We start from the raw sequence: 17891 nt of genomic DNA on the forward strand, positions 1-17891 counted from the left end.
CGGATGTACTTTGATAGACTTCTGGTGCGTATTTGAAAACCCTATTTACGGGAAAAGGGGATTTTTTTGAATTTACGAGTCAGGTTGGTGAGCGATTCTTCCACACCCATTCGCTCGAGACTGGAGGCCCCTACGAAGCCCTGGGCATCGGTGAGTTCGTTGACTTTGGTTGCGTCCTCCGGTGTATTGATGGGGCCGCCGTGCGACAGAAGAAAGATATCAGGGTTGATGGCTCGACCTGCTTCGAAGATCGATTGGCATCTCGCAGCTGCCTCCTCCATTGAGCAAACGGCTCCCGTTACGCCAATAGAGCCTCCGACCGTTGTCCCAACATGGGCAATGATCGCGTCGGCTCCAGCTTTCGCCATGGCGGCCGCTTCCTCAGGCTTGGCGACGTAGACGATACTGAAGAGATCCATCTTCGAAGCGATTTCCACCATTTCGACTTCTTTGGAGAAAGGCATGCCGGTTTCTTCTAATACGTTTCGGAAGTGTCCGTCGACGATGCAGTGGGTTGGGAAATTGTTTACACCTGAAAATCCCATCTCCTTCACTTTAAGAAGCCAGTGCCACATGCGGCGGCGTGGGTCGGTGGCGTGGACGCCGCAGATGACTGGGATTTCCTCAACCGTGGGCAGTACTTCGAATTCGCCGATTTCCATGGCGACCGCATTTGCGTCTCCATAGGCCATCATCCCGGCCGTCGAACCGTGACCCGACATGCGGAATCGACCCGAATTGTAAATGATGAGTAGGTCGGCTCCCCCTTTTTCGATGAACTTTGCACTGATGCCCGTTCCAGCTCCTGCAGCGATTATGGTTTCACCGCTGTCGAGCGTTGTTTGAAGGCGATCGCGCATCTCTTGACGCGTATACGGGTTTCCTTTTCCAGTCCAGGGATTTGGCATTATAGCGAATGATTTTAGATTTTAGAATTAAGATTTAGATTTCAGATGTGTTGTAAGGATTTTTAGATTACAGATGGGATCGCCCGCGACTTTTAATGCACAGAGGCTTGCCTCTTAACGCTTGCTTTTTGTTCTCCGTAGCATTTGCGGGGGATAAATTATTCCACGGGGGGTCGGTTTTGTTTTTCCCGCAAGGATTTCCAGGGTTCCTGCTCGGATACGTCCACGATGTTGGGTTCGCTTCCATCGAGGGGGGAAAGTATAGCGAGGAAGGTGACGTCTTCGTCAAACGGATTATAGGTACCATGAACGTCACCCTGTGGAACAAGGACCATCTCGCCTGCTTTGAGTATCCGGTATTCGTCTTCTACCCACTGTTCGGCTTGTCCGGATACCACGTAAATTATTTCCTCCCTAGTTGGGTGGGTGTGAAACGGGTGGGAGCGTCCCGCGGCGATAGTGGCTCTCACCATCAGAAGCTCTTCAGCTCCTACCAGCTCTTTATTGGATAGCCATTCGACGGTAGCCCAGGGATCTTGCTCCTTCTTTACGTCGGCGGCTTGCATGAAGCGTTTGATTGAATCTGACATGATTGAAAATAGGATATCAGTGTGTGTGGGTTTGACTCGAATCGATTCGTATTTGTGGTTGGCCATGAGTGGTCTCGCAAAGGAAATCGGTCAACAAAAACCTACCGAAAATCAACCTTGATTTTGATTCATTCTGAATCAGGATTTCGTAATTCTTGATAGAATTATCGGAAGTCCTACAAATAGAGGTATTTATAAATGTCACCCCACAATTCCAGCTCCAACGGTTCAGAAGACGTGCTCGTGTTGGGTGATTCTACCTTCTTGCTCGTTCGGTCCGATGCGGTTGAAGAGCGCCCCTGGATGGCGGGAAGTCCCGTGTGTCCGTTGCTCAAACAGCATCACATCGCCCATGTTGGAATACTCAGGTGCAGGTATCCTTTTGAAATTGTTCGCACGGACCAGTCGGGATCCTACATGATGGCTTGTTTTGGAGGAGAGGGGAGTGTTCGAGTCGATGGAGCTTGGAAAACAGTCCGCTCGGGCGAGGCGTGTTTGCTTCCCCCGTTTGTGCAAAACTCTTTTAGGTGTAAAGAGGACAAAAAATGGGACTTTTGTTGGGTCCGGTACTTAGAATCGAGAGAGCAAAAGCCGATAGTGTCGCAGAATTCCCCGGTTTTGAAAGAATATGACGGTGGACCCTTGAAGGCGGCGATTGAAGGGATGTATTCGGAAACTTGTGGCATGAACAGTCCGAGTATTCTGGGCTACTGGGTTGACCTAGCCCATCAGTACGCGCTGCGGTTTGCTCAACCGCATGACTACGACGATCGTTTGTGGAGGCTTTGGAACCAAGTAGAACCGGATCTGAATCGGAAGTGGAATTTGTGCGAGTTGGCGGAAATCGCCCACGTAAGCGAAGAGCATCTTAGACGCCTATGCCGCAAGAGATATGGGAGAAGTCCTATGCAACACTTGACCTTTTTGCGTATCCAGCGAGCGAAACATCTTTTGAGCTCGACCGATGATAAGATCGAAACAATCGCTCACTCAGTTGGCTACGAAAATGCTTTCACATTTTCTACACTCTTTAAAAAGTGGGTAGGTTGGAGTCCATCTCAGTATCGCTAAGTATATTTTGATTGGATTCAAACGTACTAGACGATAAGTACAACATTCTCAAGCATTCGTGTCAGCTAGATTGATAGGGCTGATTGGTTAGCAACTAAATGCCCTTGTTCGAATCGATTAGACCACTCGATTGGATGATGTGCAAAGAGCGGATGGTGCTCATTTTCCCTCGAGATTCTTCTTGCCCTACCGTCGGGATATCCGATGGAGAGCGTATTACCGGTTCAAGGCTGCACCATTCGCTGATTTTCAAGGGATTGCGATCTTAGGGCTTTTCTGGCTTTTTTGTTTACAAATTCTATTCATCGTTTCGATCTAGCTCAGATGAAAATCAAACGAGTATTCGCGAAGCAAATCAACTTCCCCATGGGAGGCGATTTGTGGAATCCCGCCTTGGCGTTTAGCGCTAAAGAGGTAGTTTTCGTGTTTGTGGAGACGGATACTGACATGATTGGTGTTGGAGAGATCTGGTCTTTTTACGGTTCCACTCGTGCGGTGGTGGATATCATCAACCAAGACTTCGCTCCTTTGGTCAGAGGAGAAGACCCGCATTTTATTGAGCGGATTCGAGAGCGAATCGGAGGTCTGGCCCCAATAGGCACGATGGAGGGTGTTATGATGAATGCGCTCAGCGGTCTTGATCTCGCCCTCTGGGACTTAAGAGCGAAGATTTTGAACGTCCCGCTTTATCAATTGCTTGGCGGACACTCAGACCGTGTCTATACCTATGCGAGTGGGGGTCTTTATGGAAGGGATAAGTCTATCGACGATCTTGCTTCGGAAGTTCGAGGCTACTGCGAAAGCGGATTTTCTGGAGTTAAAATAAAAGTTGGCGGTCTTCCGCAAATAGAGGACCTTGAACGAATCGCGGTTACACGCAAAGCGGCAGGTCCGGATAGTCGCGTTATGATTGATGCATTGCATGCCTACAGCGTTCCTGAGGCGCTGAGCTTGGCTAGGAAAGCACAAGAGCACAATATCTACTGGTTTGAGTCTCCGGTCGCCCTAACCGATACGAAGGGCCACTCAATCGTGAATAAGCGTGGCGGGATTCCTGTTTGCGCGAATGAGTCTTTGCACGGATGCCGCGCTTTTAAGGATTTGATCGATCAGAGAGCGACCGAATTTGTCCACTTTGATTTGTGTGTTTGCGGGGGCATTACAGAAGGATTGAAGATTGCAGCGGTGGCCGAGGCTCATGACTTGCCAATTTCCTTACACGCGGCTAATACCGTTTGTCTCTTTTCGACAAGTATTCATTTCGCCGCGTCGGTACCGAATTGTGACTCAGTGGAGAATCATCAAGTACATCGTTGGCTCAGTGACTATGCGCCGATTGCGACAATGGAGCTTCAAGATGGACCGTATGTATCGCCACTGGATACGCCGGGGCACGGCATGGAATTTCTTACGCCCGATTTTGTGGATCGTATGACCAAAGAAATTGCGGACGGCCTATATGTATCAAAAAAGTAGATACGCTAATTATTAGAGTCTCCACATTGCGATTTTAAGATAATGGGTTTTCGTCAGCTAACGTTACATGACTACTCATTCACTTTTTTGGCATCACAAAGAAAGGATCTAGCTGAGACCCTACTGCGCCGAGCAGTGTTCAAGAAAAGTTTTGAGGTGGATCTAAACTCGGAGAAGTTTGGATATACGTCCTGTCGCTACCCATTCAGCAACGTATATATCTCCGTTTTCTGCAAAACAGGCATCGTGAGGGTGCACGAATTTTCCGGAAACCCAGTTTTCCCTCGGTCCGCGGCGCATGGCATTTTTATCCTTGGTGACTTTCGTTCGCCAATCCGGATCTTCGCCGAGATGGATCAGCCTGTTCTCTTTGTCCAGCATCGTGATCCGAGCACTCAAATCGGGAATCAGGAGAGTGTCTTCAAATTGATCGATGTTAGCGGGTAAAATGAAGCCTCCCATCGTTTTCCTGTGTTTCCCGTCGAGAGAAAACCATTGAAGCCGTTTGTTGGCTCGATCGGCCACGACGACTTGCGATTCATCGGCTCGGCTGTCGATCCATAAGCCATGAGGCGTTTTGAATTTGCCATCTTCATTTCCCTCCCCGCCGAATGAGGACATGTAGTTTGCGTGCTTGTCGAATCGGTGAATCAAAAAGGCTCCGTAACCGTCCGCGAGGAAAAACCCTCCATCTGGGAGGAACGCGAAATTAGTCGGGAGGAAATGATTTCGACCCCAGAACTCAGTGCGATCTTTAAAGTCCGTTTTGGTGTTTTCATCTGCCGCATAGACGCCGGCATCCATCGGAGCTTTGTGTGACCAGACCTCCTCGCCATCGAGCGTGAGTTTGGCGAAGGTCTTCAATTTTTGATAACCGGTGACATAGAGGAACTGCTCATTTCCCTCTGCTCGTACCTCCAAGCCGTGGCCGCCTCCCTGAAACTGATTCCCGAACGCTTTGACGAATTGGCCCGCCGGATCAAAAACAAAGATCGCAGGGTGATCGGGCAGTGCTTCGTCCCCTTCATGGATCACGTAAAGAAAGCCATCCTTATCCACCGCAACGTTGTGGGTAATCTGCCATGAATAGCGGTCCGGTAACGTAACCCAGTCATTGATTACCTCGTATTTGAACTCGCCCTCTCCTACGAAAATCCCGGATGAGCGTTTTGGAGTGCGAACTGTTTTCTTGCATCCAATAATTCCGAATGCCGCCGCTGCAGTAGCAATAGAGGTAGATGCCAAAAACCTGCGCCGGTGAATGGGGAGATTGGTTAGGGTCATGGTTTAACGAGTATTAGGCAGCTATTGACACATTGGCAATGTCGAAAGCCATGATACCGCATTCCATCGGTTTTGATCTCAATGGGTTGAGTTATACGAAGCACCTGGCGGGCGATGGTAGCAGAGCAAAGACAGTTGTGGTAGATCCCGTCTCGTCGTCGGCTTTTGCTTTGGTAGGGAGGACCGTCCGGGATCAACCTGAGCATCAGCATCAGCGGTGCTGGATTTCGGGCAGTGAACGACCCTATACTGACTAAATAAGGAATATCTCGCTAACGCTTCGGAAGTCGACGAGGTCGAGCGATCTTGACTTAGCGAGGAAGGTTTTTCTTGGGATCTTTATTTGTATTCACTTCGTGAACGGTCTCGATCAAAAGTCTCCGCAAAGTTAGTCTATTGGAGGAGTTGTGAACAGCTCTTGCAAAGCCGAAAATTTAGCCAGTGTCCTCTTATTAGGAAAAGCCCTCCTAGAAAGTTGAGAAAAATCGGACTAGAGAACGTGACCCCGGCTAGACTGAGAGAGGGTGTTTCGTTTGCCTTTGACGGAACGACACAACAACTTCCGCAGGATTCCTCGGCGGCGAGCGAACTTTCAGAATCGTTTGCCACAACGCTTAGTTGCTGAATGGCTAAATAGGAGATTTCTGATGAAATTTCAGATGTGTATGTCACATCGTCTGAACTCCCTGGTAAGCTGGCTCGTTCCAAGAAAGTCGCCGTTACAAGCAGAGCTACACCCACTATCGTGAGTGTAATGGCACCTTTGTTTCTGTGCCTGCGGAAGCCCGAAATGCTAGCGAGAGCAGTGGTTGGCAGAACGAAGCAAAGCATCCAAAAATGGAAGTTCGAGCTACTCCAAAAAGTGGTCCCCAAAATAGGCAGGGCTATTAGTAAGATCGGTGTTATCAAACAATGAATACCACAAACGACTGCCAGAGCGATAGCGATCTGGTCGAGCCACCCTCCCTTTGTAGATATATTCATTGTGCGTTCGTTATGAGTGTTAGATGTTGTTGGTTGAGCAACTACGGTTGTTTCAATATCAAAATACCGATCTAAAAGGAAGTCCTTACTCCGAGTCTAACGCTGCGACCTGGCATCGGAGCCAAGTCTTTCAAGAACGAAGTATTCGGGCGGGCTTCTTCGTCTCCTAGGTTGTGGCCCGCTGCGAATAGATCGACAGAGACTGTCTCAGAAGCTCGAATGCGGTAGCTTACGTTCGCGTTCAACAGGGTGTAGCTGTCGGTGGGCAAAGCGTTGGGAGCCAGATTAGTGGCTTCGTCGTACCAGCGACCTTCTAAGCCGAAAAGCCAATCATTGTTCTGATACTCGTACCGCAAGCCAAGGCGTCTCACTGGGATGCGAGGCATGTTATTACCGAAGCTTTTGTTTGTAGCCCTTGTCTGATCATAAACGAGGTCCAAGTGCATGGCTTGATCCGCCTCGTCAATTATATGATAGCGAAGATCGACTTCGAAGCCGTAGAATTTGGCGTCCGCTGCCGTTGCCCTGAACACATTCAAGCCCTCGGTATCGAAGTCTTCGCCATAGATCGATTCTACTTCCTCGTGATCGAGGAACTGCAGATAAATAAAGTTGGTGAAATCAGAATAGAAGGCGGAAACCTCTCCGGTGATCTTTCCAGCTGTCAATCGGTAGGACATATCAAGGCTGGTTGAGAACTCCTCGTCTATTGAAGCCTTACCAATTTCGAAAGTTCTTGTACCTACGTGAGGTCCGAAAGCGAATATTTCGGTAGCATTGGGAGCCCGCTCCGCGAGAACTAGATTCGCTGAAAACGTGCTGCTCTCATCGATTCGACGCACGAAGCCGAAAGATCCGTTAAGCGTTTCGAAGCTTCGTTTTTCCAGGCTGGAATCTTCGGGATCGATCTCTATGCTCTCCACTCTGCCACCAAACTCCCAAGCTCCCCAATTCTGGTTCAATCGCTCCATTATAAAAAGGCCATATTGCGATGTCTTGGAATTTGGTATAAAGGCTTCTTCTCCGACGGCCAAAAAGTCATCTACTTTGGCTTGAAAACCGTAAGCTCCGGTAAATTCACCCACAGGATTGTGTACGCCTGTTAGGCGTAGCTCGTAGCCATCTCGCTCGTAAAGGGTGCCTACTTCGTTGCCTTCGACTTCGACGTGCTGATAGTCGCCCAAAGCGAAGTCGATCTCGAGGCTCTTGAGGAAGTCAAACGGGTCGATGAGTTCGCCGCGCAAAGTGAAGCGGGACTGGTCGAGATCGAGTTTGACTGATTCTTCGTCGCCGTGTTCATCCTCGTCGTGATGCTCTTCTTCCTCATGCTCCTCACCTTCTTCGTGTTCTTCGCCCTCCTCATGGCCGTGCTCATCCTCGTGCCCGTGGGCATGACCCGGAACTCCATAGTCGGAAGCGTAGTCGGTGTAAGAAATGGCCAAGCTGCCTTTGTCTCCAAACCAAGCTAGGCCGAGGTAGCCGGTACGTGTATCAACAAAGCTGTTTTCCAAAACGCCGAACACTTCCTCTTCTTCCTCATCGCCGTGCTCATCCTCGTGTTCTTCTCCTTCTTCGTGCTCCTCATCATGATGCTCCTCTTCATCATGATGCTCCTCCTCTTCGGCTTCCATTTGATAGATGGACTCGGCAAAGCCGGGAATTTCAAAATCGTTGGATTGCCGATCCAAGAATCCCGCACTCCAAGCGAAGTCTCCTTCACCGCCTTGCAAAGAAACGCCGTAAGACTGCTCGTCCGATACGGATCCATAGTAGGCCTCGGCCTGACCGGAAATAGGAGCGAATGCCCGCTTTCTAGGCAATTCCTTGCTCAGTACGTTAACCACGCCACCAATAGCTGCATTTCCGTAAAGCAATGTGGCAGGGCCTCGAACAACCTCGATTTCGTCAGCGAAAAGCGGCTCAATGCTAACGCCGTGGTCTGGGCTTGAATTCGATACGTCGAAGGTATCCAGATCTTGGTTAAGGATACGGATCCTGTCGCCGTCAAAACCGCGAATGATGGGTCGACCTGCTCCTGGGCCAAAATAGGTCGAATGCACACCCGCTTGACCTGACAAAGTTCCTCCTAATGAAGACTCGGATGATCGCCTGAGGGCATCTCCTGATAGCTCGCCTGCAGAATTGACCAGTTCGGCCTTTTTTTCTACAAATGGACTCGCTGTGATGATCCTTGCATCTAGGTCAACCGTACTGACTCTCTCGTTAGCTTGTCCAAAAGTTTGAAGGGCAGCTAGATAGATGCCTGGAAGCAAAAAGCAAAAATTTCTAATCACTTGGGCATCATGCAAGGTACTTTCATTAAATGCAAGTGCAATTGCAAAATACTTGCAATAAAACTTTCTGTTGTGGAGACCAACTGAAAAGTGGTTTTGCGATTCGCCTTCTTTCACCTATTGGTGGAAGGGATATCAGTATTGTTGGTTCTGACCTTCATTGAGATATCGAAATCCTGTTTCATTAGCTGGCATGTTCCTCCCTCTTTTGAAGGCAATCCCAGTTTGAAACTGATTAAATCCCAAAAGATTTTATTGCTTCTGAAATAGCACGGACCCGATATCCCGAAAACTTTTAAATTCGAGTGAGTATCGAGAAGGTTCGGCGAAGAAGAGGGCATCTTGCTCGCCAGGAAGTCCGTTGAAGTGGATGTACTGTTCGGTAATATACTCGGCGACTACGCTCAGGCTTTTCTCATGCACGATCTTCGTGGCCCATACCGTAGCAGTTATTAAACTACATATCGTAAAATTTATCGGAAGGTGATCTATCACAGTCAACCCATTGCGAAAACTTCAGGCGACCTTATTCAATCGGGAGGCACCCGCTATAAGCTTTTTAATCTTGCACAGTATCCCAGCGAGCAGAACGACCTCGCTCGCAGTAATCCAGAACCGCTGAATCGAATGATGAGCGGACTGATGGCCACACTCGAAGCCAAAAACGCCCAGTATCCTATTGACGAAAACGGAAACGAAGTGCGACCGCGTATGCCGTTGAGTATTCAGATTGCGGAGTTGCAGCAATGCGTAGTCTTTGGAAGTAGTTTAAGAAAGTGGGTAGGGTATTCGCCTGTTTTCACAGGCAAGATGCCTGTGCTACCTTTCGTTTACCGGTTTATCGTCCCAGAGGGCACGGGTGTATATCCAGTTTTTGGATTCGTCGATTTGCCAGGGTACTTCTTGCTGGGGCAGCCAGCGTCGATGTTCGGTCTTGATCTGATGGTAGCTCGGTTCGCCTGCCAAGTTGTGCCACTCGTGGGGATCTTCATCATGATTATATAGCTCTTCAGTCCCATCGCTGTAGCGGATGTAGCGCCATAGCTTGGAACGGACGGCGTGATTTCCGCGTCCCATTGTCATCACGGCGGGTCGGTCCCAGTTCGCTTCGGGATTCTTCAGAAGGGGCAGGAGGCTTTTCCCATCGAGGTAGGGTTTCTCAGGAAGCTTGCACAGTTCGACGAGAGTAGGATAAATGTCGATCAGACTCACGGGTTGATCACATACCGCACCGGGTTGGGTGATTCCGGGCGCAACGATGATGAAGGGCACGTGATTGGCTTTTTCCCAGAGTGTGAACTTTACACAGCTTTCCTTGTCTCCCAGATGGTATCCATGATCTGAAAACAGCACAATGATGGTTTTGTCGGCCTGACCAGTGGCATCGAGCTTGTCGAGAAGACGACCTACCATTTGATCCGCATAGTCGGACGCGGCTTGATAGCTCTTGACGAAAGTGTGAAGGCTCCCTGGATTCCGCTCAGGCTTCCCCAGCACGTTATCGGTGATGAAAAATTCTTTCTGTGCCATGTTGCGAGCAATATCGCCAACGTCTTCCAAATCACCTTCCTTGTACTCTGGCATTTTGAGCGTCTCGTAGGGGTACCGATCCCAAGTTGCTTGGTCGGAGTAGAAAGGCATGTGAGGTCGGAATATTCCAGCCGCCATAAAGACGGGTTTGTTCTGTGGTTTATCCATGGCCGCCTCAACCCATTCTACCGTATCCAGATCGATGATTTTCTGATCGTGTAATCCCCAATCGAAAACAGTTAGTGCGAGTAGTCCATCGGTGTAGCCGTTGTGGTTGGCTTCCGGTGCTCGGGTGGCCAGCATATCAAAAAAAGCCTCAAAGGAAGGGCTATCCACACGGTCGCGTCCCGCTTCCCCATGATGAAAAATCTTCCCAGCCCCTTGAGTGGAGTAACCCTGCTCTTTGAAATACTGAGGCAGGGTCACAGCATCTGGAACCAGCGTCCGCCAACTGTCCTTGTTGCCATAGACGCCCGTGGTGGAAGGGTGCTGTCCGGTAAGAATGGCGGTCCGGGAAGGATTGCAGGCAGGGGATACGCAATAGGCTTTGTTAAAGAACGTGCCGCGGGAGGCTAAGCGTTCCAAATTGGGCGTCTGGATGGGGTTGTTCGGATCGAACAAAGTGGTCCAGTCGTTCATGTCATCGATGGCGATAAACAGAACGTTGGGCTTGGTGGCCGTTTGGTTTTGGTTCGCACATCCGCAAAGCAGGCCGATGCCCGCTATCAATAAAGCTATTGTGAATGCATTTCTGGATGGGGTAAAATTCATATGTAGTCTCAAAACAATTATTCTATTTCGATTGCTGCCTTAAACTGATTGAGCTCATTTTCGAGCGCTTTGACAACCTCAGGATAGTCATGGGCCAGATTCCAACGTTCTCCGATGTCGGCTTTTAAGTCGTAGAGCTCGTAGTTATTGGTCCCATAGTCCATAACATATCGGTGTGGTTTTGATGGTTCGCGACCCGGAAGTAGTAGCTTCCAGTTTCCTTTGCGAATGCCTATTCCCAGATAAGGACTGTCCACCTGTCTTGTTTGATCGTAGATAAACGTTTCGCGGCCACGGTCGGTCTTTCCAAAAAGGAGATCGCTTTGATCCTGGCCATCGATCGCTCTGCCCGAAGGCAGATCGGCGCCGGCTAGGGAAGCGATGGTTGGTAAAAAATCAATGGTAGCCCAAAGGGCACTCGAGGTCTTTCCAGCTGGAACTTTTCCCGGCCACCGAACAACGCAGGGAACTCGGGAGCCCCCTTCATATGCGGAGCCTTTAGCGCCTCTTAGAGGACCTGGGTCACCCCAAAATACAGTGCCATCTGGCATAAACCAGTTTGGATTGCTGCTGTTGGGTCTTCCGATGCGACCCTGTTTTACGAGGGTGTATCGAGGCTGACTCCAGGGGCCATTGTCGGACGTGAAAATGACTAGCGTATTTTCGCCTAATCCGAGCTCATCGATTCGGTCTAGCAATCGACCGGTTTCAAAATCGAATTCTTCCACCACGTCACCGTACAGCCCTCCCTCTGAGGTTCCTTTGAACTTGGGAGAGGCATCGATGTTGGTGTGCATCATCGTATGCGCCAGATAAAGCAGGAAGGGTTGATCTGAAATCCGTTTATTATCCAAATAGTCGATGGCCTTATTGGTATACAAGCGAGTCAGGCTTCCCATGTTGGTAGTTTGCCCGGCGGGTTCGTTGTTCTGATGAAATTTCACAGTCCCGCCGTCGTTCGCTCCGAGCGGGCCAAAGTAGTAATCGAAGCCTTGGGCGTTCGGCATACGATCCAGGATGGCCTTACGGTTCGAAACGTCCCATTTGCCAATACAGGCAGTCTGATAGCCAGCAGGTTTCAGCAGTTCAGCAATGGTTATTTCATCAGTCGGCATATTCCAGCCCTTGCTTCGAATCGGATAGCGTCCCGTCAACAGCGCGGAGCGCGATGGCCCACATACCGGTTGAGCGTAGAAATCCGTGAAGCGCGTCCCTTCTCGAGCCAACTGATCCAGGCGAGGCGTTTTGATCAGCTCATTGCCGTAACAACCAACATCGCCATAGCCCTGATCGTCGGTAAATATAATTAGTATATTTGGCCGATCTGCGGCGGAGCAGGAGAGTATTGCCATGACAGCAATGAGAAATTGGAGATATGGATTCTTCATTGTCTTACTTTTGCATCGCTTGACTTGAAACGACGATCTTCGAGTTCGTTCTAGTTGCTGTAAGTGACGATTACGACATTCTTGTATTTGCAGACGGAATAGTTGGATGTCTGATTCATTCAAAAAGCAGAAGATATCAAGCGATTGATCGTTATCGAGAAAAGTTCATATTTTGGGTATGCTACTTGTGGAATATGATACATTCTTGACGATGGACTCGGGTAACGCGGGAGTCGCACCGCGTTGGGAACAAACATAGGCAGCCACTTGGTTGGCGTTTTCATTAAGCTGGGCGAGGGGTAGCCCTTGCAGTAAACCCGCACACAAAGTCGCTGAGAAAGAATCTCCTGCGCCAATCGTATCAATAGTTGTTATTGTGTTACCAGGATGGTCGTCAGTTCCCGAGCCATCGATGAGGAAGCTCCCTTCCGCCCCACGTGTGTAGGCAATGAGCTTGAGCTCGAATCGGTTCTTGAGTTCAGACAGCTGTACCTCCACCGATCCGCTGAGCGAGAATGCGTTTTTCAATACGGGCAATTCCTCGTCACTCAATTTGAGAATACTGGCTCGTTCCAACGAAGCTTCAATCGATCCAATCGAATAGAAATGTTGACGCAAATTTACATCAAACAGTTTGATCGCATCTGAAGACATGCGATCCAAAAAACTATAAATGGTAAATCTGGAAGCATCACTTCGTTGTGCAAGCGTCCCAAAGCACACTATATCTACTTTTGGGGCAAGTTGCTCTAGGAGCAGATTATGCTGTATGAAATCCCAGGCGGCATCATCGCGGATCTCATAGTTGGGTTTTCCCTGGTCATCTAGTCGAATGTTCACGGTTCCTGTTTTATGCTGCGGGTCTCTAGAAACAAAGTCTGGGGTAATCCCCCAATCTTTTAGCAAGGACACTGTCTCATTCCCCAATTCGTCTATTCCAATTTGACTGACCGGAAACCCTTCTAACCCCAACTGGTTACAATGCCTTGCGAAATTAAATGGAGCGCCACCAATCTGTTTGCCTTTCGGTAGCATGTCCCAGAGCAATTCTCCGAGACCTACCGCGATGGGTTGGTGGTTAATCATATCCAATTACCCGACTTCAGTTTCTGTCCTTTTTCGCCGAGCAGTACACGCAAATTGCCGCAAATCCAGTGAAAGGGTAGTTGGGTCAGAATATCAATAAGTAGCGAAAGGAACATAACTAGAAACTAAGGCCGATTCGACAGATTCTCCGGCAGTCCGATTCCCGGAGCTGGGACTGGCCTGAGCAAGTGGTCCATGGCTACGCCGGGAGCTTCGTTTTTGGGTAACCACTTTCGGTGTTCGGCAATGACACCCGCATACCGTGGATCGCTCGCTAGGTTGGTGTGCTCCCAGGGATCATTGCGGTGGTCGTAGAGTTCCTCGTCTCCTGTGTTGTAGCGAATATAACGCCAGCGCTCCGAGCGTACCGCATGGTTCCCAGGCCCTTCATTCATGAGGGCAGGGCGAACCCATTTACCATCGGGATTTTTAAGGAGCGGTACCAGGCTCAGTCCATCGTTGTCCCCCTTGGGTGGTAAACCGGCCAGCTCAAGTAAAGTGGGATAGATGTCGATGAGTCCTACCGGTTGCTCGATTCGAGTACCCGGAATTGTGATACCTGGAGCAACGATGATAAACGGGACTCGGTTGGCTTTTTCCCAGAGTGTAAATTTTACTGCAGTTTCCTTATCGCCCAAATGATAACCATGGTCGGACCAGAGCACGATGATGGTATTGTCAGCCATGCTGGTTGCGTCGAGCTTGTCGATTAAACGCCCCACCATTTGGTCGGCGTAGTCCGCCGCAGCCTGGTAGGCCTGCACCATACTTGGAAGGCTTCCTGGTGCTCCGCGTGACTGATTCGTGGTGTTGTCCCAGATCCAGTATTCCTTGCGGACCATACGTCGGGCCATCTCGCCCACATCGTCGAGATCACCTTTCGGCATAGGAGGCATGCGGAGGGATTCAAAAGGGTAACGGTCGAAGGTTTCCTGAGGCGCGTAAAACGGAAGATGCGGATTGAAAATTCCGGCGGCCAGAAAGATCGGCTTGTCCCAGGACTTCTCCATTTGGGCCTCTACGTACTCGCACATGTCGTCATCGATCATCTTTTGATCATGAACCCCCCAATCGAATGCAATTTTCCCCAGCCGAGGATTTTGGTCGGGCTTGTAACCGTTGTAATTCTTTCCGGCTCCAGGTCCACGTATATCCAGTTTCTTAAAAAACTCTTGGAAGGCGGGTTTGCCTTTAGGCTCCTTTCCCGTTACACCGTGATGGAAAATTTTTCCCGCACCTCGCGTGGCATAACCACCGTTTAGCTCAAAGTACTTAGGGATCGTTACTGTGTCGGGCATAATCTCTGCCCAGGGAGTACGGTTCCCGTAAACACCAGAGGTCGTCGGACGATAGCCGGTCATGATCGCCGTTCGCGATGGATTGCAACCCGGTGACGCACAATAGGCACGGCTGAAAAAGGTTCCTCGTGCTGCGAGTCTCTTGAGATTGGGTGTCTGGATCGGATTCCCCTCATCAAAGAGGGTGGTCCAATCATTCATATCATCAATGGCGATGAAGAGGACGTTTGGCTTCGACAAGCTCACCACAGGTGGTCGTTCCTTGGCTAGCAGCGATAGCGGAAAAATAAAAGCCAGGACGAGAGCCAAAAACACTGAGATAATATTCATGTTGTTGTTAGATGATTTTAGATTAATGAATTGCCCGCTTTCTATATATCTTGTTTTCCTCTCGACCAGAACATCCTACTTCCTATGGGGCTGTCTTTTTCAAATTTGAAAGATCAAGGACAGGAAGTTCCATTCGAGTGATATACCGACATCTGTCCTCAGGGAATTTTACCTTCATTCCCCATAAAACGCCGTTGTTGTTGACCCCGTTTCCAAAATTTTCCGGACAGTAAAGTCCTACCGTTCTGGGTGTCCAATCAGAGGTCTTTTCAAAGGTGAATCCATCTTCCGACCAGAATGTACCGTATCCAAAAGCGGCTACCCCACCGCGGTGAACCCAGGTTGTGAAGGCGTGGCCAGGAAACACAGGACTCTTTTCATATTTCTCGTAGGGACCAAGAAGATTATCAGAAGTTGCCACCCCGATTTTTGTTTCGGATGGCTCTGCTCCAAACGGTCTCCCTTTGTAATAGAGAAACCACTTATTATCGAAGAAAATGATGTTGGTATCGTCGATATGAACACCGTCCCACTCCTCCTTATTGCCACTGGGCCACAGGAGTTTTTTGCCTGACTTCCTCCAGGGGCCGTCCGGTGTGTCCGCGACGGCATAGCTGATGCCTTTCAGTTCTGCAGCGCTTCCATAAGCGGTGTAAAAGAGGTAGTACTTCCCGTCATAGGGAACGACGTAAGATGTAATGGCGGCCTTATCATCTATATCGCCACTTTCGCCAACCGGGATGGCGACGCCTTGGGCGGTCCAATCTAGTCCATCGGCGGAAGTTGCCAGACGGATGTGACCTTCCCAGCCGTTGGTCACTTCCGGATGCTGGGTGTACCATAGATAGTATTGATCGTTGTACTTGATAATATTCGACGGGTCATGATGATGCTTATCAGGTACATCGAGTTCCTCCACATAGACCTCTCTATCGGTTACTTCGATCAACTCTTCGGGTATCTTGTCAGCCAACACGCTCTTATGTCCTCGAGCAACGCAGGCAACTAGAACCGCCACCATCATAACCACAGTTGTTCTCAGCCGTGTTTCTACTCTTGTTTTGATCATTAATTTTGAAACCGGAAAAAGAAAAAAGATTTTGGAGGCTACTTACGGGTAACCTTCACATAGATCGCACTACACAACTCGTTTCCATCTATATCTGAAAAGAGAGTGCTTAGCTTCGTCTTTCCAGCGTCCAAATTCGCAGTAAAGGTGGCATGAGTCGCACCCTTTCTCGGGACTGTTGTCTCCTGAAACCCAGCGACATGAATGCTTGCGTAGTGTATCGGGCGTTCCCCTACATAACCTATGAACGGATTGTGAGCCTTAATTTTTTCTCCCTCAACACCCGAGCTCAAAGCCAAATTTGCCGATTCTGGCCAACGACGCAGTTCAAATTCATAGGTCCCGGCCTCTGCTACTTCGATGTCCCAGTATCCCGTGGTATTGGCGGCCACCAGGTTGGGTGGGTTGTCACAGTAACCTCCCTGCCAGTCGTTGGAAAAGAGCGTCAAACTTGGTTCTGTATCGCTCCCTACGGTAATGTAGCGGGGCGTGTCGAAACGGAGTTTGGCTTCGGCATACCATTGCTCGTAATGATCCCGCATTTCCTGTGCGATTTCCGGGTATTGCTTAACGATATTCTTATCCTGATGCGGATCGGTGGCAATATTGTGGAGCGTATCCTGTCCCACCAGACGCCACTTGTCCCAAAGCACAATGGCATGATCCCAGCGAACGGCTGAGGTATTGCGGTTGGAGTATTGAATCACGATTTTCCGGTCATCCAATTTGGATTGTTTTCCCTGCAACAGTTTCGCGAGGCTGGCTCCGTTGGTTTCAGCCGATGGTTTCGGCAGATCGCACAACTCCGCCAGTGTAGGAAGAATGTCCTGAACCTGGGTCAGATCACCGATGTCTCGGGCACCATCTAATCCTTCAGGCCAGCGCCAGAAACTGGCAACCCGATGCCCTCCATCGAACATGCCCCGCTTGAATCCTTGCATGCCCGCATTGTAAATTTCTGAAGCCGCTTTACTCTGCGTACCGTTGTCATTCAGATAGATCAGGAGGGTATTGTCTTTTAATCCTTCTTTTTTGAGGAAAGTTTCGAGCCTGCCCATATTCTCATCAATATTGGCGATCATGCCATAAAAGTCGGCCGGAACCTCGACCCCGTTAAAGGTCCCCACCTCCGCGTAGGGTTTGGAATACTCTTCATCCACCCAGTTGGGCACGTGGGGTGTATTGGTCGGAAGGTAGAGAAAGAAAGGTTTGTCCGCTTTCTTCTGCTCTTTCATCCAGTCTATCGCTTCATCGAAAAAGATATCGGTGCAGTAGCCTTCGTAGCGTTTCTCTACACCGTTGTGCTGCAGCCAGGGGTCCCAGTAGGAGTTTCCAAAGTGATCGGCCAACGAGGTAATGCCCCATGCCGGATGATGCAGTGTCTCCTGAAAACCACGATCCTGTGGACGGTGCGGGTAGCTATCGCCGAGGTGCCATTTGCCAAAGTGCCCGGTCGAGTAACCGGCTTTAGCAAAGTACTCGGGCATTAATGGAATTCCATTCCCCATCATAGAGCGTCCTTGGCAAACCGCTGTCGCTCCGTTTCGCATAGCGTCCATTCCCGTCATCAATTGGCCACGTGTTGGAGTGCACATGGGAGCCACATGAAAATCTGTCAGACGGATGCTTTCTGCGTGGAGTTTGTCGAGTTCCGGGGTCTTCAACAATGGATTCCCATGACAGCTGTAGTCACCATAGCCCTGATCATCGGTCAGGATCAGGATGACGTTGGGACGGTCTGCTGCGAGGGTAGAAGAAAGCGCGAAACAAAGCGCAAGAACCATAAGGTAACAGTTTTTGATATTCTTCATA

13 protein-coding genes are annotated in these 17891 nt (G+C 49.6%); 2 read left to right on the top strand and 11 right to left on the bottom strand.

Features of this window, described 5'->3' with window-relative positions:
* Positions 1–41: 41 nt before the first annotated feature.
* Positions 42–908, bottom strand: a complete 867-nt coding sequence (locus GA004_RS07050; RefSeq protein ID WP_283396613.1) for a phosphoenolpyruvate hydrolase family protein — start codon at positions 906–908, stop codon at positions 42–44.
* Positions 909–1066: 158 nt separating this feature from the next.
* Positions 1067–1564, bottom strand: coding sequence for a cupin domain-containing protein (locus GA004_RS07055; protein WP_283396614.1), 498 nt, complete (start codon positions 1562–1564; stop codon positions 1067–1069).
* A 132-nt stretch (positions 1565–1696) separates the two neighbouring features.
* On the opposite strand from GA004_RS07055, the gene GA004_RS07060 reads away from it, so the two are divergent.
* Both GA004_RS07060 and GA004_RS07065 read left to right on the top strand, forming a co-directional pair.
* The gene (locus tag GA004_RS07060; RefSeq protein WP_283396615.1) at positions 1697–2569 is read left to right on the top strand and encodes a helix-turn-helix transcriptional regulator; all 873 of its coding nucleotides are present in this window, start codon (positions 1697–1699) and stop codon (positions 2567–2569) included.
* A gap of 324 nt (positions 2570–2893) precedes the next feature.
* Positions 2894–4045 carry a mandelate racemase/muconate lactonizing enzyme family protein gene (locus GA004_RS07065; RefSeq protein ID WP_283396616.1) on the top strand — a complete coding sequence of 384 codons (1152 nt, stop codon included), beginning with the start codon at positions 2894–2896 and terminating at the stop codon, positions 4043–4045.
* 162 nt (positions 4046–4207) lie between these two features.
* Here the strand turns inward: GA004_RS07065 and GA004_RS07070 are convergent, their stop codons facing one another.
* The 9 genes from GA004_RS07070 to GA004_RS07110 all read right to left on the bottom strand — a co-directional run bounded on the left by GA004_RS07070 (position 4208) and on the right by GA004_RS07110 (position 17890).
* Positions 4208–5329, bottom strand: coding sequence for an NHL repeat-containing protein (locus GA004_RS07070; protein ID WP_283396617.1), 1122 nt, complete (start codon positions 5327–5329; stop codon positions 4208–4210).
* A 393-nt stretch (positions 5330–5722) separates the two neighbouring features.
* Positions 5723–6313 (bottom strand): MerC domain-containing protein, encoded by a 591-nt coding sequence (locus GA004_RS07075; protein ID WP_283396618.1) that lies wholly within the window; start codon positions 6311–6313, stop codon positions 5723–5725.
* Positions 6314–6384: 71 nt separating this feature from the next.
* On the bottom strand, positions 6385–8607 hold the full coding sequence (locus GA004_RS07080) for a TonB-dependent receptor (RefSeq protein WP_283396619.1): 2223 nt from the start codon (positions 8605–8607) through the stop codon (positions 6385–6387).
* An 819-nt stretch (positions 8608–9426) separates the two neighbouring features.
* Positions 9427–10908 carry a sulfatase gene (locus GA004_RS07085; protein WP_283396620.1) on the bottom strand — a complete coding sequence of 494 codons (1482 nt, stop codon included), beginning with the start codon at positions 10906–10908 and terminating at the stop codon, positions 9427–9429.
* A 17-nt stretch (positions 10909–10925) separates the two neighbouring features.
* Positions 10926–12296 carry a sulfatase family protein gene (locus tag GA004_RS07090; RefSeq protein ID WP_283396621.1) on the bottom strand — a complete coding sequence of 457 codons (1371 nt, stop codon included), beginning with the start codon at positions 12294–12296 and terminating at the stop codon, positions 10926–10928.
* 165 nt (positions 12297–12461) lie between these two features.
* A complete protein-coding gene (locus GA004_RS07095; RefSeq protein WP_283396622.1) occupies positions 12462–13382 on the bottom strand; it encodes a carbohydrate kinase family protein in 921 nt (306 codons plus the stop codon).
* Positions 13383–13507: 125 nt separating this feature from the next.
* Positions 13508–15010, bottom strand: a complete 1503-nt coding sequence (locus GA004_RS07100) for a sulfatase (RefSeq protein ID WP_283396623.1) — start codon at positions 15008–15010, stop codon at positions 13508–13510.
* Positions 15011–15092: 82 nt separating this feature from the next.
* Entirely contained in the window at positions 15093–16079 is a 987-nt protein-coding gene (locus GA004_RS07105; protein WP_283396624.1) for a family 43 glycosylhydrolase, read from the bottom strand.
* 38 nt (positions 16080–16117) lie between these two features.
* Complete coding sequence (locus GA004_RS07110; protein ID WP_283396625.1) at positions 16118–17890, bottom strand: arylsulfatase; 1773 nt, start codon at positions 17888–17890, stop codon at positions 16118–16120.
* Position 17891: the final 1 nt, after the last annotated feature.

Origin of the sequence: Candidatus Pelagisphaera phototrophica (assembly GCF_014529625.1) — a bacterium.
Taxonomy (GTDB): Bacteria; Verrucomicrobiota; Verrucomicrobiia; order Opitutales; family Opitutaceae; genus Pelagisphaera; species Pelagisphaera phototrophica.

Excerpts from the sequence above, each read along its gene's own strand:
- GA004_RS07050 (WP_283396613.1), bottom strand. The coding sequence starts at position 908 with ATGCCAAATCCCTGGACTGGAAAAGGAAACCCGTATACGCGTCAAGAG.
- GA004_RS07055 (WP_283396614.1), bottom strand. The coding sequence starts at position 1,564 with ATGGCCAACCACAAATACGAATCGATTCGAGTCAAACCCACACACACT.
- GA004_RS07060 (WP_283396615.1), top strand. The coding sequence starts at position 1,697 with ATGTCACCCCACAATTCCAGCTCCAACGGTTCAGAAGACGTGCTCGTG.
- GA004_RS07065 (WP_283396616.1), top strand. The coding sequence starts at position 2,894 with ATGAAAATCAAACGAGTATTCGCGAAGCAAATCAACTTCCCCATGGGA.
- GA004_RS07070 (WP_283396617.1), bottom strand. The coding sequence starts at position 5,329 with ATGACCCTAACCAATCTCCCCATTCACCGGCGCAGGTTTTTGGCATCT.
- GA004_RS07075 (WP_283396618.1), bottom strand. The coding sequence starts at position 6,313 with ATGAATATATCTACAAAGGGAGGGTGGCTCGACCAGATCGCTATCGCT.
- GA004_RS07085 (WP_283396620.1), bottom strand. The coding sequence starts at position 10,908 with ATGAATTTTACCCCATCCAGAAATGCATTCACAATAGCTTTATTGATA.
- GA004_RS07090 (WP_283396621.1), bottom strand. The coding sequence starts at position 12,296 with ATGAAGAATCCATATCTCCAATTTCTCATTGCTGTCATGGCAATACTC.
- GA004_RS07095 (WP_283396622.1), bottom strand. The coding sequence starts at position 13,382 with ATGATTAACCACCAACCCATCGCGGTAGGTCTCGGAGAATTGCTCTGG.
- GA004_RS07100 (WP_283396623.1), bottom strand. The coding sequence starts at position 15,010 with ATGAATATTATCTCAGTGTTTTTGGCTCTCGTCCTGGCTTTTATTTTT.
- GA004_RS07105 (WP_283396624.1), bottom strand. The coding sequence starts at position 16,079 with ATGATCAAAACAAGAGTAGAAACACGGCTGAGAACAACTGTGGTTATG.
- GA004_RS07110 (WP_283396625.1), bottom strand. The coding sequence starts at position 17,890 with ATGAAGAATATCAAAAACTGTTACCTTATGGTTCTTGCGCTTTGTTTC.